The 22230-nt window shown below is 65.7% G+C and carries 14 protein-coding genes; 8 read left to right on the top strand and 6 right to left on the bottom strand.

Translation table 11 applies throughout. The features are described from left to right. From A5766_RS10655 to A5766_RS10640, 4 genes are all read right to left on the bottom strand, one after another. Positions 1–2883, bottom strand: a 2883-nt coding sequence (locus A5766_RS10655) for an AAA family ATPase (protein ID WP_064904695.1), incomplete at its 3' end; no start/stop codon positions are given. Continuing rightward, entirely contained in the window at positions 2880–4091 is a 1212-nt protein-coding gene (locus A5766_RS10650; protein ID WP_064904693.1) for an exonuclease SbcCD subunit D, read from the bottom strand. The genes A5766_RS10655 and A5766_RS10650, both read right to left, overlap by 4 nt. 65 nt (positions 4092–4156) lie before the next feature. Further along, entirely contained in the window at positions 4157–5692 is a 1536-nt protein-coding gene (locus A5766_RS10645) for an MFS transporter (RefSeq protein WP_005205765.1), read from the bottom strand. Next, a complete protein-coding gene (locus tag A5766_RS10640; RefSeq protein ID WP_005205766.1) occupies positions 5689–6378 on the bottom strand; it encodes a PadR family transcriptional regulator in 690 nt (229 codons plus the stop codon). Before A5766_RS10640 ends, A5766_RS10645 begins: the two co-directional genes overlap by 4 nt. 97 nt (positions 6379–6475) lie before the next feature. Between A5766_RS10640 and A5766_RS10635 the strand changes: the two genes are divergently transcribed. The 4 genes from A5766_RS10635 to A5766_RS10620 all read left to right on the top strand — a co-directional run bounded on the left by A5766_RS10635 (position 6476) and on the right by A5766_RS10620 (position 16295). Next, complete coding sequence (locus A5766_RS10635; protein ID WP_005205767.1) at positions 6476–7531, top strand: glutathione S-transferase family protein; 1056 nt, start codon at positions 6476–6478, stop codon at positions 7529–7531. Further along, positions 7528–8268, top strand: a complete 741-nt coding sequence (locus A5766_RS10630) for a hypothetical protein (protein ID WP_005205768.1) — start codon at positions 7528–7530, stop codon at positions 8266–8268. The genes A5766_RS10635 and A5766_RS10630 overlap by 4 nt, the downstream gene beginning before the upstream one ends. Beyond that, a complete protein-coding gene (locus A5766_RS10625) occupies positions 8265–12179 on the top strand; it encodes an ABC transporter ATP-binding protein (protein WP_039855518.1) in 3915 nt (1304 codons plus the stop codon). Before A5766_RS10630 ends, A5766_RS10625 begins: the two co-directional genes overlap by 4 nt. Positions 12180–12416: 237 nt before the next feature. Beyond that, positions 12417–16295 (top strand): multifunctional oxoglutarate decarboxylase/oxoglutarate dehydrogenase thiamine pyrophosphate-binding subunit/dihydrolipoyllysine-residue succinyltransferase subunit, encoded by a 3879-nt coding sequence (locus tag A5766_RS10620; protein ID WP_064904690.1) that lies wholly within the window; start codon positions 12417–12419, stop codon positions 16293–16295. Positions 16296–16403: 108 nt separating this feature from the next. Here the strand turns inward: A5766_RS10620 and A5766_RS10615 are convergent, their stop codons facing one another. Beyond that, complete coding sequence (locus tag A5766_RS10615; protein WP_005205771.1) at positions 16404–16778, bottom strand: nuclear transport factor 2 family protein; 375 nt, start codon at positions 16776–16778, stop codon at positions 16404–16406. A gap of 108 nt (positions 16779–16886) precedes the next feature. On the opposite strand from A5766_RS10615, the gene A5766_RS10610 reads away from it, so the two are divergent. Further along, positions 16887–17759: a LysR family transcriptional regulator gene (locus A5766_RS10610; RefSeq protein WP_064904688.1), complete on the top strand. Its 873-nt coding sequence runs from the start codon at positions 16887–16889 to the stop codon at positions 17757–17759. Positions 17760–18038: 279 nt separating this feature from the next. Here A5766_RS10610 and A5766_RS10605 read toward each other — a convergent pair whose 3' ends face one another. After that, complete coding sequence (locus A5766_RS10605; protein ID WP_005205773.1) at positions 18039–18620, bottom strand: TetR/AcrR family transcriptional regulator; 582 nt, start codon at positions 18618–18620, stop codon at positions 18039–18041. A 103-nt stretch (positions 18621–18723) separates the two neighbouring features. Between A5766_RS10605 and A5766_RS10600 the strand changes: the two genes are divergently transcribed. The 3 genes from A5766_RS10600 to A5766_RS10590 all read left to right on the top strand — a co-directional run. After that, the gene (locus A5766_RS10600) at positions 18724–20265 is read left to right on the top strand and encodes a flavin-containing monooxygenase (RefSeq protein WP_005205774.1); all 1542 of its coding nucleotides are present in this window, start codon (positions 18724–18726) and stop codon (positions 20263–20265) included. 61 nt (positions 20266–20326) lie between these two features. Further along, positions 20327–21157, top strand: a complete 831-nt coding sequence (locus A5766_RS10595) for an SDR family NAD(P)-dependent oxidoreductase (RefSeq protein ID WP_005205775.1) — start codon at positions 20327–20329, stop codon at positions 21155–21157. 204 nt (positions 21158–21361) lie between these two features. Next, positions 21362–22230, top strand: an 869-nt coding sequence (locus A5766_RS10590) for a DUF222 domain-containing protein (protein ID WP_156527440.1), incomplete at its 3' end; no start/stop codon positions are given.

The raw sequence follows: 22230 nt of genomic DNA, 5'->3' as shown, positions 1-22230 counted from the left end.
GCTGACCAAGCCAACAACTCTGCCGCCCGAACGCAATTCGTCGAGCACGCCCATCACCAGGTCGAGGGACTCCGGGTCGAGGGTGCCGAACCCCTCGTCGATGAACATCGTGTCGAGCACACGGCCGCCCGCTTCGCTCGACACGACGTCGGCAAGTCCGAGTGCCAGCGCCAGGGACGCGAAGAACGTCTCGCCACCCGAGAGGGTTGTCGCCGCACGCGTGACACCCGTGTACTCGTCGCGCACCTCGATACCGAGACCGCCACGACGCCCCCGCGGCCCTCCGGCATCGGAGTGTGCGAATTCGTAACGGCCAGAGGACATGTGCCGAAGTCGATCCGACGCCGCGACCAAGACTTCTTCGAGGCGTGCCGCGAGGACGTACGAGCGCAGTGTCATTCGCTTCGCGTTCTGCCCTCGTCCACTCACCAATTCGGCGAGATCGTGGATCTCCTTCTGCCGCAGACGAATCGGCTCGAAATCGGTCAGCGCCTCCCAGTAGAGGGTGACGTGATCGGCCAGCCCGGTCGCTCGCCGCGTGGAGACGGCCGCAGCGCCGGACGCGGCGTCGCAGCGGGCGCGCACCGTCTCGAGCGTGGTCTCGAGGTGAGCCAGGCCGACGGGCTCGGTTGCCAGCGCCGAACGCACGTCGTCGTCGTCGAGCGTGCCCTGCGCCTCGACTCTCAGGCCGTGCGCCTTGCGCAGCGACGACTCCCAGACCCCCATCTGCTCGTCCGTCGCCATCGCCGCTCGCACCGCGGTCTCGTCGGCGAACTGCGCTTCGTCGCACGCGGACGCGGCGCGGCTCGCCGCCTGTGTCGCCCACTCTCCGGCACGGCGCACCTCCGCACGCGCATCTCGCAAAGCCGTCGCGCAGCGACACAGTTCGGCCAGTTCGGCCCGGCGGCCGCTGACATCGCCCCGGCCTCCGGTTGCCGTCGAGACCTCCGCGTCGAGCGACTCGAGTTCGCCACGCAGGGAGTCCAGACGCACGGACGCCGCAGCCCGCCGCGCCTGAATCTGCGATCGTTCGGCCTGCCATGTGCTGGTCCGCCCGTCCAATTCGTCGACGACGCGCTGCAGCTTGTCGACCGACGCCGCGGCGTGTTCGGCTTTCGTGCGCCGCTTGACCGTATCGTCGCGATCGGAGCATACGGACTCGCGCTCCGCATCACCGATCATCTTGTCCAGATTGGCTTTTCGCTCGCGATAGGTGTCCAGCGACGAGCGCGCACGCGTCAGCTCGGCGGAGGCGCGGTGTTCGATGTCAGCAGCCGCCGCCTCGTCGGCGTCGCCCACATGATCGCCTGGATCGCTCGTCGTGGGTGCGGGGTGCTCGCGCGAGCCGCAGACGGTGCACGGCTCGCCGTCGACGAGTTGGGACGCGAGTTCGGCCGCCATCCCGGCAAGGCGACGTTCGCGAAGGTCGAGCAGTCTGGTCCGTGCGTCATTGTGCGCCGAGTGTGCGTCGGCGACAGCGCGCTCGGCACGACTGAGTACAACCTCGAGTTTGTCGCGCTCATCGATGGCCTCGAGAATCGACGTCTGCTGTGCCTGCTGATTGCGCAGCGTCTCGATCCGGGCACGCTGCTCATGGGCATCGTGCAGGGCAGCGATAGCTGCGGTCCGTTGCTCCGGCAGCGCCGCGAGCGCGTCGTCGAGTTCGACGGTGCGGGTGGCGGCAGCCGAGACCTCGGCCTCAGCTGCGCCGATCGCAGCGATCAGCGTGGGACGTTCGAGTGTCCTGCGCACCAGCGGTTCGAGCCGACCCGACTCCGCCGCCCAGGTGTCGATCGCGCGGGCCAACTCGGTGTCGTCGCACTCGCGCGCCCACGCCGCCTCCACCTCTTCGGACACCGCATGCTCGGACACGGCCGATTCCGCTGCCGCACGGAGTGCATCGGCAGCACGGGCGTTGGCGATCGCCTGCTCGTGATCGGCGAGCACGGGGACCACGGGCGCCGCGCGACGCGCGGCGGCGAGTGCCTTCTCGGCGACATCGAGTTCGGGCTCGGCGGCGTCGAGTTGTTCGATGCGTGACCGCGCGGCGAGTCCACGCTGCCTGTCGTGCATCATCTTTCTGCCGCGGTCGTATGACTGCTGCGCGGCGTCGAGTACGTCGCGCGCCTCCGCCAACGCCGTGGCGTCGCGGCGTTCTGCCTCGCGAGCGTCGTCGAGGCATTTCTGCGCCCAGGCCATGTCGGGCTCAATGGGTGCCTCGACGTCGGCCAGGGCCCCGATCTGTGCGGCGATGCGGTCGATCGACGCCGCCTTTGCGTCGAGCGCCGCTGCACTCTCTCGCGCACGCTCGCGCAGCCACTCCTCGACGTCACCGAATCGCTCGGTGTCGAAAAGTCTCTCCAACAACGCTTCTCGCTCTTCGTTGGGTGCGCGCAAAAACCGCGAGAAGTCGCCCTGCGGGAGAAGCACGACCTGGAAGAACTGCTCGGCACTCATGCCGAGGAGCTCGCTCACGGTCTCGCCGATCTCGGGCAACCGGGTGAGTGCCACCCCCGACCCGTCGACCCACTCGAGCGTCGCCTTCGCCTGGACCTTTGTTGTCCCCGTCCCCCGCTTCTTGGGGCGCTGATACTCGGGCGACCGGATGATGCGGAATCGGCGGCCGTTGATCGTCGCTTCTACCTCGACCTGCGGAACCTGTTCTGCCGGAGCGTGATCGGAATGCAGACGTTTGGCCTCGTTCCGGGCGCCGGGCACCCTGCCGAAGAGCGCGAACGCGACGGCGTCGAGCACCGTCGTCTTGCCTGCACCCGTCTGCCCGTGCAGCAGGAACAGGCCGTCGGCTCCGAGCGCGTCGAAGTCGATCGCCGTATCGTCGGCGAACGGCCCGAACGCGCTCATGCGCAACCGATGAAGTCTCATGCCGACTCTGCCACCCGGTGGCCGTCTGCCGGCGCGTCGATCTCGAAGAGCGCCAACGGCTCGCAGGATGCGACCTGCTCCGGCTCGCCGACGACAGCGCGTAGCGCGCTTTCCACAAGCGCCCGCTCACGGGTAGTCGGCCTGTCGCGTACATCGGTGACGAAGGATGTGATGATCTCCGCATCGCTGCGACCGCGCACCCGAGAGCGGTAGTCGACGCTGTTCTCGGCGTCGGGACGCTGCCACTGCACGTGCACGGCATGCGGAAACCGTTGTCGCAGAACACGCATCGCGTCGACCGGGCGGACCGCATCGGTCAGCGTCGCTTCGACGTAGTCGTCTTCGGCAATCGACAGCGACTCGTCGGTCAGCAACTCGTCGAGCGTGCCCCGCAGCGACGTGAGACCGCGCACGATCGGCAGATCGTGGCGACGGACGTCGGACACACCGTCGGCGTCGAGGTCGATGAGCCACACCGCTTTGTGGTGTGTGTTCTCGCCGAACGAGTACGGGATGGGCGACCCGCTGTAGCGAACCGCTGGCGTGAGTTCCTGCGGCGAGTGCAGGTGGCCTAGCGCGACATAGTCGACCCCCGAGAACACCTCGGCCGCAACGGTTTCTACTCCCCCGACGCTGATCGAACGCTCGGATCCGGTGGCGAGCCCACCGACGACGAACGCGTGCGCAATCACCACCGAGCGTGCGTCGCGCCCGGCGAGGTCGGCGCGGATGCGTTCCATCGCCGCGGTGAGCACATCGGAGTGTCCGCGCGCGTCGTCGACGCCGAGTTCGGTTCGCGTGACCTCGGGTTCGAGGTACGGGATTCCGTAGATCGCCACGTCTCCGTGTTCGTCGGAGAAGACGATGGGGTCGGCGATCGACGCCACCGAGGTGCGCAGATGCAGACCACCGGCTGCGGCGAAGCCCGATCCGACACCCAGACGTGTCGGCGAATCATGATTGCCGGAGGTCACGACGATCGCGGCACCGGCGGCCGCAATCGCGGCAAGGCCGTCGTCGTAGACGCGGACGGCGTCGGCCGAGGGCACCGACCTGTCGAAGACGTCGCCCGCCACCACGACGACATCGACCGATTCCGCGGCGACGACGTCTGCGAGGTGACGCAGCGACGCGCGCTGGTCATCGAGCAGGTCGGCGCCGTGGAAGGTTCGGCCGATATGCCAGTCGGAGGTGTGCAGGATTCGCATGGGAAACACCGTACGATCTGCCACCGACAGATCCGGGGAGGCGCGTCAGCCCGCCCCGGATGCCGTCACGCTGCCCCGGCCTCTTCCACCGCACCTTCGGCGGCCGCTGCGGCCTTGGCTTCTGCCGCAGGCGGATACGAACGCTGCGTCGCCGGCCGCTTGAGGAACAGCGTTGCGACGACGCCGATCAGCAATGCCGCCGCGGGCAGATAGAGGGTCTGTCCCATTGCGAGCGCGAACGGCTCACGGACGGGGTGACCGAAGACCTCGATCGGCAACTGCTTGGCGCTGTCGTTGTTCGACGCGGTGTCCATGCCGGGCAGATTCGCGGCCAGTCTCGTCTGCATCAGTGCGCCGACAGCAGCCGCGCCGATCACCGAGCCGATCATTCGCGTGGTGTTGTAGACGCCTGCTCCCGCACCAGCCTGGTACCAGGGGAGGTCGCGGGTTGCGGTCGCCGCGAGCGGCGCCCAGATACCCGCCGACGCGATGCCCATCAGCGCCAGCGGCAGGATCAGCTGCCACACGGGGGTCGCCGACCGCGCGATGCTGCCCATCCAGAACAGCGAGATCGATGCCAGGAACAGACCCGTGGAGATGATGAGGCTGGGATGCACGCGGTCGAGAACTCGCCCGACGATCGGTGCGAGGATGCCGGTGAAGATCGCCATCGGCACCATGACCAACGCCGATTGCGTGGGCGTCATGCCGCCGACGAGCTGCAGGAAGAACATGGCCGGAATCATCTGACCGGAGATCGCGAAGCCCATCGAGGCGATACCGATGTTGGACAACGAGAAATTGCGCTGACGGAACAACGAGAGCGGAACGAGCGGTTCGGTCTTGACTCGCGACTCCCAGAAGATGAACAGCGCGAACACGACGACGCCCACGATGATGAGCGCCCAGATCCACGGCGCCCAGTCGTACTTCTCACCGTCTTGAATACCGAACACCAAGGCGGACAGACCGATTGCCGACAGTACGACTCCGACCCAGTCGAAGGAGTGGTCGTGCTTCTCGACCTCGGGCACGAGCACGGCCGCGAGGATCAGGCCGATGATGCCGACGGGGAGGTTGACGAAGAAGATCCACTCCCAGCCGAGGTTGTCGGTCAGCACGCCGCCGAGCAGCGGGCCGACCAGCGTTGCCACACCGGCGATGGTGCCCCAGACACCCATTGCCGCACCACGCTTTTCGGGCTGGAAGATACGCGTGATCATGGCCATCGTCTGCGGCGTGATGAGTGCGGCTCCGACGCCCTGCAGTCCGCGCGCTGCGATCAGTTCGCCGATCGAGCCGGAGAACCCGCACCAGACGCTCGCGGCGGTGAACACCACAAGGCCCACCTGGTAGACGGTCTTGGGTCCGTACTTGTCGCCCAGCCTGCCCGTGATCAGCAGCGGCACAGCGTAGGTCAACAGATACGCGCTGGTCACCCAGACGATGCCGTTGACGTCGGTATCGAGCGCCGCACGGATCTGCGGCTGTGCGACGGCGACGATCGTCATGTCGACGAGGATCATGAAGAAGCCGACGCACAGGGACATGAGCGAAAGCCACGGTCGGTTGGTCACCGACTTGAATGCCGGAGCGGTCATGAGTTCTGCACTTTCTGAGGTGTGGACGAATCCTGCGCTGGGGACGAGTTCTGTGCTGGGGAGGATTGAGGTGGTGACGGCGTGGTGGTGTGCTTCGTGCGCCACGTCGAGCCGGGGTCGTCGATCCACTCGATGTCGTTGTGACGCAGACGCCCGACGAGATCGACAAGCCAATCGATCTGCGTTTGCAGAGTTGCCAGGCGGCACCCGACGTCGAGGTAGAACATCTCGACCGCTCCGCGTGCATGCGCTGCCTCTGCCGCCACCTCGACCCGTTCACGATCTGCGCGCATCGCATCGATACGTCGTTCAAGCAGTTCGACAACCCGCTGTCGCGGCAACGAATGCGCTTCGGACAGAGCGAGGTAGAGCTCGGGATATTCGACGGGGTGACGTTCGAGAATCGCCTCGAGGCTCGCAGCGAGCGCGGCCCTGCCCGCTTCGGTGATCGCGTAAACGGTCCGCTGCGGTCGGTTGCCCTCCTGACGGACCTCGACGACCTCGATGAGTCCGTCGGCGGCCAGGCGGTCGACGGTGTGATAGAGCGTGCCGGGACGAATCTTGGTGAGGCGGTCTTCTTCGCGCTCGATCGTGGTCTGGAACATCTCGTACGGGTGCATCGGCCGTTCGGCAACCAGGCCGAGCACCAGGATCGCCTGCGGAGCCAACGGTCGCGTCACAGTCACGGCGTGGCCCCCTTTCTCGCTGCCAAATATTCCGGGTGGAATATACCGCGCCGAATAACGGGTGCCAACCGTCGGTGGCGATCACTACTGTGGAGTCATGAGTCCCGCCCAGTCAGGCACACAAGCCCAGTCAGGCACGCAGGCGTCCTATGTCACCAGCGGGCAGGAGTTCGTCCGCGACACGCAGTACATCGAGACCCGCATCACGCGCGATGGTCGCGACGGCTATCCGGTCGAGGCAGGTCGGTATCGACTCGTGGCGGCGCGCGCGTGCCCGTGGGCCAACCGCACCCTGATCGTTCGACGACTCCTCGGTCTCGAGGATGCGATCTCGTTGGGACTGTGCGGTCCCACCCACGACAAGGACTCGTGGACGTTCGACCTCGACCCCGGCGGCGTCGACCCCGTCCTGAAGATTCCACGTCTCAAAGACGCGTACGAGAAGCGGTTCCCCGGTTATCCGAAGGGCATCACCGTCCCGGCGATCGTCGACGTCCCCAGCGGTGAGGTCGTGACCAACGACTTCAAGCAGATCACCGTCGACTTCGAGGTCGAGTGGTCCGACTATCACCGCGAGGGGGCGCCCGACCTCTACCCCGAGCACCTACGCGACGAGATCGAATCCGTCAGCAAGGGTGTCTACACCGAGGTCAACAACGGCGTGTACCGCTGCGGATTCGCCGGCAGTCAGGAGGCGTACGACAAGGCCTACGACCGGCTCTTCACCAAACTCGACGAACTGACCGAACGCCTGGCAGCGCAGCGTTACCTGGCGGGCGACACCATCACCGAGGCAGACGTCCGGCTGTTCACGACGCTTGCGCGATTCGATCCGGTCTATCACGGGCATTTCAAGTGCAATCGGAGCAAACTGTCGGAGATGCCTGTGTTGTGGGCGTACGCGCGAGATCTCTTCCAGACTCCGGGTTTCGGCGACACCGTCGACTTCACACAGATCAAGCAGCACTACTACCTCGTCCACCGCGACATCAATCCCACCGGGATCGTGCCCGACGGCCCGGACCTGAGGAATTGGCTCACTCCTCACCATCGCGACGAGCTCGGGGGCAGCCCCTTCGGAGACGGGACGCCACCACCCCCACCGCGGCCGAATGAGGTCGTGCCAGAACAGGATTGGGTACCACTGCCATGACCGAAGCCAAACGAACCGAACAGAAGCCTCCCGCGAAGGCGGTCGAGGTGACCGGGGGCCTGCTGGACAAGGCTCAGCGCCTCCAGGCTCCGGCGGTCAAGAAGTACGTGAACGCGCTGCGTAAGGCGCATCCAGACGAGTCGCCGGAGCAGATCATCCGGAGGCTGGAGAAGCAGTTCCTGCGGACCGTCATGGGTACGGGTAGCGCGGTCGGCGCAACCGCGGCGATCCCCGGGGTCGGCACCATGACGGCGCTGACCGCGATGACGGGCGAGACCGCCCTGTTCCTCGAAGCCTCAGCGTTGTTCGCACTGGCCGTCGCCGAGGTACACGGCATCGGCGTCGAGCAGTCCGAGCGACGAAAGACGCTCGTCCTGGCGGTGGCTCTCGGTGAGGAGGGCGTCGCAGCGCTCGGCCGCCTCATCGGCACCCGAGGTGGCGCACTGCGTCGACTCGGAACCGCAGCCATCCCCGGTGGTGGCCTCGGGAAACTGAACACCACTTTGATGAACAAGATCGTCAAGAAGTATGCGATCAAGCGCGCGCCGCTCATCTTCGGGAAGCTGATGCCTGCAGGTATCGGAGCCGTTGTCGGCGGTGCCGGAAACCGCGCACTCGGACGTCGCGTCGTCCTCAACGCACGCGAGGCGTTCGGTCCGGCGCCGAAGTCGTGGCATGGCGATGTCGTCGACGGGAGCGTCGTCACCGAACCCGGCCTGCCCGCCGGGGATCGGTGACCGGCTCCCTCACGGACAGCCCGGCCCCGATCCGAGATGCCCCACCCACCGACAATCCGACTTCCGCGCAGCGCACCGGCTGGATTCGTCGACTCTCCACTGAATGCTGGCGACATCGCAGATTGGTGGTCGTCACTCTTGCGGTGACTCTGGTTGCCGTTGCCGTCGACCTCGTCGCGCCCCTGCTGGCCAAGGCTGCGATTGATCACGCGACCGGAGCGCAACGCGGCGGCGCGACGATCTCGGTGGTAGTCGCGGCGCTGCTTGTGTTGGCGGTCGTGCGTTACGCCTGTCAGTTCGGGCGCAGGCTCACCGCGGGACAACTGTCGATCAGCGTGCAGAATGCGTTGCGACTCCGCCTGATGCACACGCTGCTGCATCTCGACGGTGCCGCTCAGTCACGCATCAGCACGGGACAGGTTGTCTCGCGGTCGATTTCGGACCTGCAGATCGTGCAGGGACTGCTGGCCGTGGTCCCGTTGTCGGCGGGTGCCGCGGTTCAGGTGGTGATCGCGATCGGGATCATGGCCTATCTGTCGCCGCTGCTGACGGTCGTCGCGTTGAGCATCATTCCCGTCGTCGGAATCGTCGTCTTCACCACGCGCAGAAAGCTTTTCGCCGCTACCTGGTCGGCGCAGCAATCTGCGGCCAACGTCGCACAGCACGTCGAGGAGACCGTGACCGGCGTGCGGGTGGTCAAGGGATTCGGTCAGGAGTCGCGCGCCGTCGACGAACTCGTCGGCCTCGCGCGCGACCTCTATTCAAAACGCTTGCGCGCAGCCAAGATCAACGCGCGGTTTGCCCCGACCATGGCGGCGATACCCCAGTTGGGCATGGTCGCGGTCATCGCTCTCGGCGGGTGGCTGACGTTGCGCGGCACCATCACCGCGGGCACCTTCCTCGCGTTCGCGACCTACGTCGCCACGATGACGTCACTGGCACGCCTGCTGACCAACGTCGTGGTCAGTGGACAGTTGGCTCGCGCGGCCGTCGACCGTGTCTACGACGTCATCGACGAACCGACCGACCCCGGCGACCGACAGACCGGCACACTGCCCGACGGCGCTCTCGGACTTCGCTTCGACGACGTCGACTTCGCGTTCGGCGACAAGGCCGTCCTGCACGAGATCGACCTCGACATCGCTCCCGGCGAGTGCGTCGCGATCGTCGGACCACCCGGCTCCGGGAAGTCGACCATCGCGGAATTGACCAGCCGCTACCTCTCCCCGACCGCCGGCGAGGTGTCACTGGTCTCGACCGATGGCACCCACGACGTCGCCACGCTCTCCGCCGAGAGTCTGCATTCCGCGGTCGCCGTCGTCTTCGACGAACCGTTCCTCTACTCCGACACGATCGCCGCCAACATCGCACTCGGCGTTCCCGCCGATGCACGCACGCTGCCAGACGGCTCGCCACACCCACGCCTCGTCGACGCCGCAGCCCGCGCCGACGCGCTCGAGTTCATCACTGCCCTCCCCGACGGATTCGAGACGATCGTCGGCGAGCGTGGCCTGACCCTCTCGGGAGGCCAACGACAACGCATCGCGCTCGCCCGTGCGCTGTACGCCGACCCACGCGTACTCGTGCTCGACGACGCAACATCTGCCGTCGACGCCACGACCGAATCGCGCATCCTGCGTGACCTGCGCAGCGGCGGGGATGCCCGGCCGACGATGCTGGTCCTCGCGCATCGACGGTCGACGCTGATGCTCGCCGACCGGGTGGCCGTTCTCGACGATGGGCGGATCACCGACATCGGAACCGTCGCCGAACTCGATGCCCGCAGTCCGCGCTTCCGTGCCTTGATGACCGGCGTGGTCGTCGAGTCGTCGAGCGCGTTGGTCGCGCAGCGCGACACGACACCTCACGCCGAGCCGACGGCACCTGCGTCGGCCGACGACGCACTCATGGACCGGCTGTGGCCACCGGCCGATCCGGGATCGACACCGGCGGCAGACGTCAGCGCGGCGTCGACGATGTCGCGCATCGCCCCACCACCGGGTCGCGGACCGAGTGGTCGCGGAGGCGGTGTGGCGAGCGCGCTCGGTTCGATGCAGGCGACGCCCGCATTGCTCCGGGCCGTCGACGCCCTGCCGCCCGCCGACGAGGATCCCCGAGTCGACACCGCGTCGGTACGTCGTGAGAACCGACAGTTCAGCCTGTGGGGCATACTCTCGCCGGTCCGCCTGCTGCTGATCACCGCGATCGTCTGCATCTCGCTGGACACGCTCATCGGCCTCGCTTTTCCGTCGTTGGCCCGTGCGGTTCTCGACGCCGCGGGCCGCGCCGACGAAGCGCGCCTGTGGGAGGTCGCGGCCTTCGGTGTCGGACTGGTCGCGCTCGGCTGGATCGTCGGCGCCGTGATGACGTTGACGTCGACACGCGCAGGCGAGCGCGTCCTGTTCGGCCTCCGGGTGCGCAGCTACGCGCACCTGCAACGACTCGGCCTCGACTACTACGAGCGCGAACTGTCGGGCCGCATCATGACGCGGATGACCACCGATGTCGACGCGCTATCGACGTTCCTGCAGACAGGTTTGACCTCGGCGATCGTCGCCGTGCTGACCCTCGTCGGTGTCACGGTCGCACTGCTGCTCACCGATATCGAACTCGGACTGATCATCCTGCCCGTGTTTCCGATCATGATCGCCGCGACCATCGCGTTCCGACGGGTCGCCGCGGATGCGTACACCCGCTCGCGCGAACTGGTGAGCGTGGTCAACGCCGACTTCCAAGAGAACATCGCGGGGATCAGAACCACACAGACCTACCGCAACAGCGACATCGCCATGACCCGCTTCACCGATCGCACCGTCGAATGGGTGCGCGCACGAATGCGTTCGCAGCGGGCCATCTCGGTGTACTTCCCATTCATCACGCTGATGTCCGACGTCGCGACGGCCGTGGCGATCGCCGTTGGTGCACATCGCATCTCGACCGGAACGATGCAGGCGGGCACACTCGTCGCCTTCATCCTCTATCTCTCGTTGCTCTTCGGACCGGTGCAGCAGCTCTCTCAGGTCTTCGACGGCTATCAGCAGGCAGTCGTGGGGCTTCGACGCATCGCGGACCTCCTCCGCACACGCAGCTCGCTGGAGTCACGCGAGGATCGGATACCGGTGCCCGCCAACGGTTTCGACGGCGACATCGAACTCGACGACGTCGGGTTCCGGTACACCGGCGCTCATGCCGACGCGCTGCGCGACGTCGAACTGATCATCCCGGCAGGTTCGTCACTGGCGCTCGTCGGTCGCACGGGGGCGGGCAAGTCGACAGTCGTCAAACTGCTCGCCCGCTTCTACGACCCCACCAGCGGTGAGGTGCGCATGGATGGGACCGACATCCGCGACTTCGGACTGCTCGACTACCGACATCGGATCGGGCTCGTACCCCAGGAACCACACCTGTTCACCGGTAGCGTCGCCGAGAACATCGCCTATGGCCGACCCGACGCCGACCGGACACAGATCGCGGCCGCTGCACTCGCTGTCGGCGCCACCGATGTCATCGCCGGACTCGACGGCGGGATGCGCCATCAGGTCGGCGAACGCGGCGGCGGGTTGTCGTCGGGCCAACGTCAACTCATCGCGCTTGCGCGGGCCGAACTAGTCGACCCCGACCTCCTGCTTCTCGACGAAGCAACCGCGACCCTCGACCAGGCCACCGAAGCGCTGGTGCTCGCGGCGGGCGAGACGGTCACCCGCCGACGCACCTCGGTGATCGTCGCCCACCGACTCGCCACCGCGGCGCGCGCCGATCGGATCGCCGTCGTCGACAACGGACGCATCGTCGAGTTGGGAACACACGACGAGTTGCTGTCGTTGGGTGGAAGGTACCGCGCGTTCTGGGATGCAGGTGTCGATTCGGACGTCGACGGTATCGAGCCTGCTCAAGGCGACGATCGCGTCTGACGATCGACGTTGCTCACCAGGGTCGCGGGTCGGGACCGCAACCGGGTGTGACGTCGGCGCGGTCGGTACACGGGGCGCAACGTCGCGCGCGTACCATGAGCAGGTGGTGCGTCGTAATCTTCACAAGGGACTCCACGACGCGAGCGAGCGACCCGACACCAGAGGGAATTGAGGCGAGATACCGCTGTGAGCAGTTCGATATCAGATTTCGGACAAAACACGTGGCTGGTCGACGAAATGTACCAGCAATTCAAAGAAGACCCGAACTCGGTCGACCCGAGTTGGCACGATCTGCTGAAGGACTACAAGCCCGGCGACGATGGCTCGTCCAACGGCACGTCAGCAGCATCTGCGGGGGCATCGTCTGCGGCCAAGTCCACAACCGCAGCGACTACCAAGACCGCATCGACCAAGACCGCGCCCGCGAAGAACACGGCGTCCGGCAACGGATCGGGAACCGCACACAGCAACGGTGCGTCGAACACCGCAGCCCCTAAGAAGACCGCAGCCGCGAGCAGCAACGGCAGCGCCTCGTCGAATGGCAAGGCCGCACCCCGTCAGGTCACTCTCGACCAGGAGCCGACCCCGCGTCCGACCACCACCAACTCCCCCGCCCGCGAGTCGACAGCCACCAAGGCCGCGTCGGGTCACAGCGTTGCGAGCCGCGACGGATCGTCGCGGTCACAGAAGGCGCCTGCGTCGGCCAAGGCCGCGTCGACGACGACGGACGCAGCACCCGCCGAAGACACCGAGAAGGTTCTACGCGGCGCCTCGGCCGCCGTTGCCAAGAACATGACGGCGTCGCTGCAGATCCCGACCGCCACGTCCGTTCGTGCGATCCCGGCCAAGCTGATGATCGACAACCGCATCGTCGTCAACAATCATCTGGCCCGCACCCGCGGCGGCAAGATCAGCTTCACCCACATCCTCGGCTACGCGATCGTCCAGGCGATCAAGGCGTTCCCGAACATGAACCGCCACTTCGCCGAGATCGACGGCAAGCCGAATGTGGTCACCCCTGCGCACACCAACCTCGGTCTGGCGATCGACCTCGTCGGTAAGGATGGCAACCGCTCGCTCGTCGTCGCCGCCATCAAGAACTGCGAGACAATGGGTTTCGCCGAGTTCTACTCGGCGTACCAGGACATCGTGCGCCGTGCGCGCGACGGCAAGCTCACCGCGGAAGACTTTGCGGGCGTGACCATTTCGCTGACCAACCCGGGCACCATCGGCACCGTGCACTCCGTGCCGCGCCTGATGAAGAACCAGGGAGCCATCATCGGTGCGGGTGCGATGGAGTATCCGGCCGAGTTCCAGGGCGCGAGCGACGAGCAGATCGCCGAACTCGGTGTCGGCAAGTTGATGACGCTCACGTCCACCTACGATCACCGGATCATCCAGGGCGCCGAGTCGGGCGACTTACTTCGCAGGATCCACGAACTGCTCCTCGACGACGCGTTCTACGACGAGCTGTTCACCGCGTTCCACATCCCCTACGAGCCGATCCGTTGGCGTCGTGACATCCCCGCAGGCGTCGTCGACAAGAACGCGCGGGTACTCGAGCTGATCGCGGCCTACCGCAACCGCGGGCACCTCATGGCCGACACCGATCCGCTGATGATGGACAGCTACGCGCGCACATCGCATCCTGATCTCGACATCCTCACCTACGGCCTGACCCTCTGGGATCTCGACCGTAGTTTCAAGGTCGGCGGCTTCCACGGCCAGGACACGATGAAGTTGCGTGACGTGCTCTCGATCCTGCGCGACGCGTACTGCCGACACGTGGGAGTCGAGTACACGCACATCCTCGAACCGGAGCAGCAGCGCTGGGTTCAGGAGCGTGTCGAGATCAAACACGTCAAGCCGCCGGTCGCCGAGCAGAAGTACATCCTGTCCAAGCTCAATGCCGCCGAGGCCTTCGAGACCTTCCTCCAGACGAAATACGTTGGGCAGAAGCGCTTTTCGCTCGAGGGCGCGGAGTCGGTCATCCCGATGATGGACGCCGTGATCGACCAGAGCGCCGAGTATTCGCTCGACGAGGTCGTCATCGGCATGCCGCACCGCGGCCGCCTCAACGTGCTCGCGAACATCGTCGGCAAGCCCTACTCGAAGATCTTCACCGAGTTCGAGGGCAACCTGAATCCGTCGCAGGCGCACGGGTCCGGTGACGTGAAGTACCACCTCGGCGCCGAGGGCAAGTACTACCAGATGTTCGGCGAGAACGAGATCAACGTCTCGCTCACCGCGAATCCCAGCCACCTCGAAGCGGTCGACCCGGTTCTCGAAGGGCTCGTCCGCGCCAAGCAGGACCAGCTACCCGAAGAGCGTGAGTTCTCGATCATGCCGCTCATGCTGCACGGCGACGCCGCGTTCGCCGGCCAGGGTGTTGTGGCCGAGACCCTCAACCTCGCGATGCTGCCCGGTTACCGCACCGGCGGCACCGTACACATCGTGGTCAACAACCAGGTTGGGTTCACCACGGCTCCCGAGCATTCCCGATCGAGCGAGTACTGCACCGACGTCGCGAAGATGATCGGTGCCCCGATCTTCCACGTCAACGGCGACGACCCCGAGGCGTGCGTCTGGGTGGCCAAGCTGGCGGTCGACTACCGCGAAGCCTTCCACAAGGACGTTGTCATCGACCTCGTCTGCTTCCGCCGTCGCGGACACAACGAGGGCGACGATCCGTCGATGACCCAGCCGGCCATGTACGACGTGATCGACACCAAGCGTGGCGTCCGCAAGTCCTACACCGAGGCTCTGATCGGTCGTGGCGACATCTCGACCAAGGAGGCCGAGGACGCCCTTCGCGACTACCAGGGTCAGCTCGAACGTGTCTTCAACGAGGTCAAGGAACTCGAGAAGTTCACGCCCGAGCCCAGCGAGTCCGTCGAAGACGACCAGCCACTGCCGCAGAAGCTGGTCACCGCCGTCGACAAGACGGTTCTCGAGCGTATCGGCGACGCCTTCTACGACACACCGGACGGCTTCACGCCGCACCCGCGCGTCAAGCCTGTGCTCAAGCGTCGTCATGAGATGAGCCGCGACGGCCACGTCGACTGGGCGTTCGCCGAGTTGCTGGCCTTCGGTTCGCTCGTGCTCGAGGGACGTACCGTCCGCCTGTCCGGCCAGGATTCGCGACGCGGCACGTTCAGCCAGCGTCATTCGGTCCTCATCGACCGGGAGAACGGCTCCGAGTACACACCGCTCAATCACCTCGCACCGCTCGACGGCGACGCCGATTCCGAAGGCCGCTTCATGGTCTACGACTCGCCGCTCTCGGAGTTCGCGGTGGTCGGTTTCGAGTACGGCTACTCGGTGGGCAACCCCGACGCACTCGTGCTGTGGGAAGCGCAGTTCGGCGACTTCGTCAACGGCGCACAGTCGGTGATCGACGAGTTCATCAGCTCGGGCGAGGCCAAGTGGGGTCAGCGTTCCGACGTCGTGCTGCTCCTGCCGCACGGCCACGAGGGCCAGGGCCCCGACCACACCTCGGGACGTATCGAGCGGTTCCTGCAGTTGTGCGCCGAGGGTTCGATGACGGTCGCGCAGCCGTCGACGCCTGCGAGCTACTTCCACCTGCTGCGTCGGCACGTGCTCGACGGGATCAGCCGTCCGCTGATCGTGTTCACGCCGAAGTCGATGCTCCGCAACAAGGCTGCCGTCAGCCCTGTCGAGGATTTCACCGACGACAAGTTCCGCTCGGTGATCGACGATCCGAAGTTCTTGAAGGACAACGGTGATCGCAGCAAGGTCAAGCGCGTCCTGCTGGTGAGCGGCAAGATCTACTACGAGATCGCCGCCCGTCGGGACAAGGAGAGCCGCGACGACATCGCCGTGGTCCGCGTCGAGCAGCTCTACCCCGTGCCGCATCGTCGTCTCCAGGAGACGCTCGAGAAGTACCCGAACGCCGACGATTTCGTGTGGGTCCAGGACGAACCCGCCAACCAGGGACCGTGGCCGTTCCTCGGACTGTGGCTGCCCGAGATGCTGCCGAACCTCCTCAAGGGTCTGCGCCGCATCTCGCGTCGCCCGATGTCTGCACCGAGCTCGGGCTCGTCGAAGGTGCACGCCGTCGAGCAGCAGGAGATCCTCGACGAGGCGTTTGCCTGAGGCGTCGAATAGCAACGAGTGAGGGCCGCACCCGAAACGGGTGCGGCCCTCGCTCGTTTGTCGATCAACGTCGGAAACTCACATAGGTCCCAGCGGAAGACTGAGCGGTCAGCTCTCCGAGAGCGGACGCGGATCGAATGTCACGCGAATCCGCGTGATCAGGCCGTTCTCGACGTGACTCCAGTTCGCCGTCGGTAGTGATGCGTTGTCGGTGACCAGGTCGAACCACGTGATCGCATCGGCACCGTCCACAACACGCGCGTGCAAGACGAGATCGCGCATCAGGCGCTCCGACATCCCGCGCAGACCGGCAATGCACTCGTCGATTCCGCGTGCCGTCCCCATCACACCGACGAAGTCGACGTCGGGGGCGAGAACCGAACGCAACCGGTCGAAATCGCCTGCGCGCCATGCGTCGAAGTAGGTTGTCGCCGCATCCCTGGTGATCGCCGTATCGGCCTGCGCAGTTGTGTCCACAGTCATCTCTTCTCCCTTTCGAAGCATCGGTCAGTGGGTGTTCGCACTCCAGACTGCTCGGCGGCGATTAATCTGTCCAACATCTATTTCTTATGGCATTTATCATTGCCAGTCATGGAACTGCATCAGCTCCGCTACCTCCTCGCGGTCGTCAACACCGGATCGTTCACCGCTGCAGCGTCGACTCTGCACATCAGCCAGTCGGGTGTGAGCACTCAGATTCGCAAGCTCGAGAACGAACTGGGGATCGCACTGCTGCAGCGCACCACCCGACGCGTGACGTTGACGAGCGAAGGAGAGCGAGTACTGCCCGCCATTCGCGGGGCAGTCGAGGGAGTCGACGCGGTCGTCGCTCTGGCCGACGATCTGCGCGGCCTCACCACAGGGACACTGCGGGTAGGCACCGTGAGCGGACTCACCTGGCAGCCCATCTTCGACGCCATCGCGAGCATGCACCACGATCACCCCGGGGTCGACATCTCGGTCCGTGAAGCCATCTCGACGACGCTCATCGACGGGGTGCACTCGGGCGAGCTCGACGTCGCGATCGCTGCGTGGTCGGGCGAGCCGCCCCAGCACGTGCACACCACAATCATCGTCGACGACGCGCTGCACGCCGTCGTCGCGCGAGATCATCCGTGGGCGACGCGTGCCGATGTGGGACCCGAGGAGATCGCAGGCGCCGACCTCATCTCGCTCACCCGCGGCACCGGCGCCCGCACAGCACTCGACGCCCTGCTGGCACGTGAGCGAGGCGCTCGGGTTCCCCGCTGGGAGGTCGCAACGCCGTCACTTGCGCACATGCTGACCACGCGCGGGCTCGGCGTCGCCGTACTCAGCGAGAGCACCGCAGCCTCGTGGCGAGACACCGTCAGCCTGCCGATCACCGACCCTGCCGCGCGATCCACGCTCGGCATCATCTGGCGCGAACCCCCGTCACCGGCGACCGCTGCCCTGCTCCGCGAGATGCGGCGTCGAACCGGCTGATCCCCGAGGATTCCCGTACGACGAACGCACGACGCAGGCCTTCCACCTGCACCGACGTCGGCGGATCATCAGTAGTCATGGCCGGTCTGATAGTTGTAGCAGTGCTCGTCGTCGTCTTGACGCCCTTGGCTCTGATGTACCGACGGGCGTGCAGGCAGGCTCGGGAGTTTCGTGAATTCCGACGCGCACAAGGGCTCTCGGATCCGAGTCAACGGCCACCGTTCCCGGGAGACCCGACCGGCGGCAACTGGGGTTTCTGGGGTCCCTGATACGCCTGGTTCAGTGCGCCGGAAGATCGGTGAGGGTCGTGACAAGGGCAGGCAGGGACGAGGAAATCACGGCAAGCAGTTGGTCGCGGGTGATCTCCCCGTCGGTGAGCCAGCCGATCGTGACCTCCTCGACAAAGGCGATCCACCCGAATGTCGCCAGTCGGACCGCCGGGGTGACCTCGACGCCGAGCGCAGGCGCGTGATCGAGGATGCGCTCGGCCATCACCGCCCTGGTGCCGTCGATCACGGCGCGCATCGCCGGATCGGTACTCGACGCGCCGCGCAGGAATGCGGTGTAGGCGCTGCGATGCTCGCTGACGTAGTCGACGAACGCTGACAACGAGCTCCACAGGATGGCGAGCGGATCGTCGAGGGTCTCGTCGGGCGCTGTCAGCCGCAACATCTCCTCGCCCTGCGCCTTCGCGATGGCGACGTGAAACTCCTGCTTCGACGCGAAGTAGTGAAACAGCAGTGCGCGCGACACACCGGCGACCTCGGCGATCGCGTCGATGGACACCTCGTCGAGCGGCCGCTCCGACACCATCTGCAGCCCGAGCGCGATGAGCTGGTCGCGTCGGGCCTCCGGGCTCATCCTGGTGCGCTTCGACTGGGTCACAGACACAGTCTAGGCGACTTATTGACCAGCGTTCAATACGCTATTGACTAATGTTCAATAGGCCCCTAACGTGAGGAGCATGACAACGCACAATGTTGAGGTTGCGATCGTCGGCGCCGGGTTCTCCGGCCTCGGCGCGGCGATCAAGATGAGCCAGAACGGCTTCACCGACTACGTCATCCTCGATCGCGGAGCTGACTTCGGCGGCACCTGGCGTGACAACACCTACCCCGGCGCCGCGTGCGACGTCGCGTCGAACCTGTACTCGTACTCGTTCGCCCCCAATCCCGAATGGTCACGCTCGTACTCTCATCAGCCCGAGATCCACCGGTACATCAACGACGTCGCGGATCGTTTCGGCGTGCGCGACAAGGCCAGGTTCGGCGTCGAGGTCACCCGTGCCGCGTGGAGCGAGTCGGACCAGCACTGGCTGATCGACACGGTGCCCGCCGGAACCGACCCCGACTCGTCTGCTGTGACGACGTACCGGGCGCAGCACCTCATCGGCGCGGTTGGCCCGCTGTGCGAACCGAATCTTCCGGACATCGACGGCATCGAATCGTTCGGCGGAACGGTCATGCATTCCGCGCGCTGGGACGACGACGTCGAGCTCTCGGGTAAGCGCGTCGCCGTGATCGGCACCGGTGCGTCGGCCATCCAGATCGTCCCCGAGGTGGCCAAGCGCGTCGCCCACCTCGACGTCTACCAGCGCACGGCGCCGTGGATCGTCCCGCGTACCGAGCGGCCCTACACCCCGGTCGAGCGCTGGCTGTTCAAGAACGCGCCCATCGTGCAGAGCGCCGGTCGCGCGGGGGTGTACGCCTTCAACGAGTTCATCGCCTTCGGTCTGACGCACTCGCGTACCGCGCTCAAGCCCGTCGAACTCGTCGCGCGCGCCAACATCGCGCGCGGAATCCGTGACCGTAAGCTGCGCGACAAGGTCACTCCCCGCTTCCAGGTCGGCTGCAAGCGAATCCTGCGATCGAACGCCTGGTACCCGGCACTTGATCGACCCAACGTCGACCTCGTCACCGACCCCATCGCACGCGTGACGCCGTCGGGCATCGTGACCGCGGACGGCACCGAGCGCGAGATCGACGTGTTGATCGTCGCGACAGGCTTCCACGTCACCGATTCGCCCGTGTTCGACTGCATCGTCGGCGCCGAGGGACGATCGCTCGCCCAGACGTGGGAGACGAACGGAATGCAGGGCTACAAGGGGTCGTTCGTCCACGGCTTCCCGAACATGATGCTGATGGTCGGACCGGCGACCGGACTCGGACACACCTCGATGGTGTACATGATCGAGTCGCAGCTCAACTACCTGGTCGACTATCTCAAAACCGTTCGCGCACAGGGAATCACGCGCGTCGACGTCGACGAGCAATCGCAACGCGGGTACAACACCGGCATTCAGCACGCGCTTCGCAACAGCGTCTGGGTCAACGGTGGTTGCGCCTCCTGGTACGCCGACGACAACGGCAACATCACGACGCTGTGGCCGGGCTTCACGTTCAACTTCCGCAAGCAGACCCGACGATTCGATGTCGCGGCATACGACGTCGCTCGCGATTCGTCGGCGACCGACACCCCGCCCGTGCTCGCGAGCACCCGCGCCTGATCTCGACTTCATCCGCGTGCACGCCGGATCTCGCACGCACCAACACACACAGGAGAACACCATGAAGAACTTTCGCGACAAGGTCGTCGTCGTCACCGGTGCGGGCTCGGGCATGGGCCGCGAACTGGCGGTGAAGCTGGGCCAACAGGGCGCCAAGCTGGCGATCTCCGATGTCAACCCCGATGGCCTCGCCACGACGGAGAAACTCGTCGCCGAGACAGGCGCACCGGTGCACGCCCAACTGCTCAACGTCGCAGAGCGTGAGGCGGTCCTCGAATACGCCGACACGGTCATGGCCCACTATGGCAAGGTCAACGTCGTCTTCAACAACGCGGGCATCGCGCACCACGGCGAGGTCGAGCGCACCGAGTTCAAAGACATCGAGCGCGTGATGGACGTCGACTTCTGGGGCGTCGTCAACGGAACGAAGGCCTTCCTGCCACACATCATCGCGTCGGGCGACGGCCACATCGTCAATACGTCGTCGCTGTTCGGTCTGCTGTCCGAGCCTGGCCAGGCGGCCTACAACTCGGCGAAGTTCGCCGTTCGCGGGTTCACCGAGTCGCTCAATCAGGAGATGTTGATCGCCAAGCACCCGGTGCGCGTCACCTGCGTGCATCCTGGCGGCATCAAGACCGCGATCGCCCGCAACGCGACGGTCGCCGACGATTACGACCAGGCCAACTTCGCCAAGTTCTTCGACAAGTACCTCGCGCGCACCTCGGCGTCGTCGGCTGCCGACACCATCATCAAGGGCGTGAAGAAGAACAAGGCGCGAGTGCTCATCGGCGCCGACGCCATCGTGCTCGACGTCTGGGTGCGCCTCGTCGCGTCGAAGTACCAGGGCGTCGTGGCGGGCGTGACCAAGCGGGTCACCACATCGTTCCGCTGACCGCTGTCGTCGTTGCTCAGTTCGTGCGAAAGACGACGTAGTCGACCGCACGAACTGGGCGACGCCCTTCTCTCCGATCGAATTTCTCCGATCGAGCGGTATCCACACGATCGAAATATTGTTCGATTTTTCCTCGACGTTGTCCGTATTGTCGGGTAGTGTAGAACACATATTCGACACGACGTGGGGCGGGGGTGGCGGCACGTGAACAGCAACAGCGATAGTGGAAACGGCCGTGCGCCTTCGGCTTTGGCCACGGCGGCGGTGGGGTCTGCGGATGCGGTGGTGGCGGAGAAACTGTCACGCCTCGCTGCGGTGTTGGATGAGTTGGCTGCCGTGGATGTGTCGTTGGTGTCCGACGACGTGCTCGTCGAAGCCACGATTGAGGCCGAACGCCTGGCGTTGCGGACGGCGGGCGCGGTCACGGATCGCTTGGTCGTGGAGGCCTCTGACCGGGATCTGCCCCACTCGTTGGGTTTCCGCGATATTCGGAATTTCATGGGACAACGTCTGCATATTGGCGATCCGGCCGCCCGGCATCGGGTGATCGCCGCGACCGGATCGTTCACCACGATCTGCGGCGACCGACTCCCACCGTCGTGTCCGACTTTGGCCGGCTACGTCGTGGAAGGTCGGGTCGCTGGCGCACACGTCCGCGCGGTGTTGGAGGTGTTGGAGGCGATCCCCGGTGAGGTGTCGGCGGAGACGAAAGCTGCCGCCGAAGCACAGATGGCCGGGTATGCGGTCCAGTTCACCCCCGCCGAAATCACCAATTTGGGTTCACGATTGTTGGCGCATCTGGATCCGGATGGGACGCTCACCAACCCGAAAGACCGCAAACGTCGACGCCGCTTGTGGGTGAACCGGCAAAACGCGCAACTCATGTCGCGGTTGACCGCGGATTTGGATCCGATCGCCCGCGCACGCCTCGATGCGGTGCTCGACTCGTGGGCCAAACCCGGCATGAACAACCCCGACGATCCCGACTCACCCGTGGGTCCGATCACCACTGCCAACGCCGAACAGGTGGCTGCGGCGGCGCTGTTGGATCAACGCTCCCCCGCCCAACGCAA

The sequence above is a fragment of the Gordonia sp. 852002-51296_SCH5728562-b genome (assembly GCF_001665475.1).
Classification (GTDB): Bacteria; Actinomycetota; Actinomycetes; order Mycobacteriales; family Mycobacteriaceae; genus Gordonia; species Gordonia sputi.
This window is presented reverse-complemented; position numbering and strand designations above follow the sequence as displayed.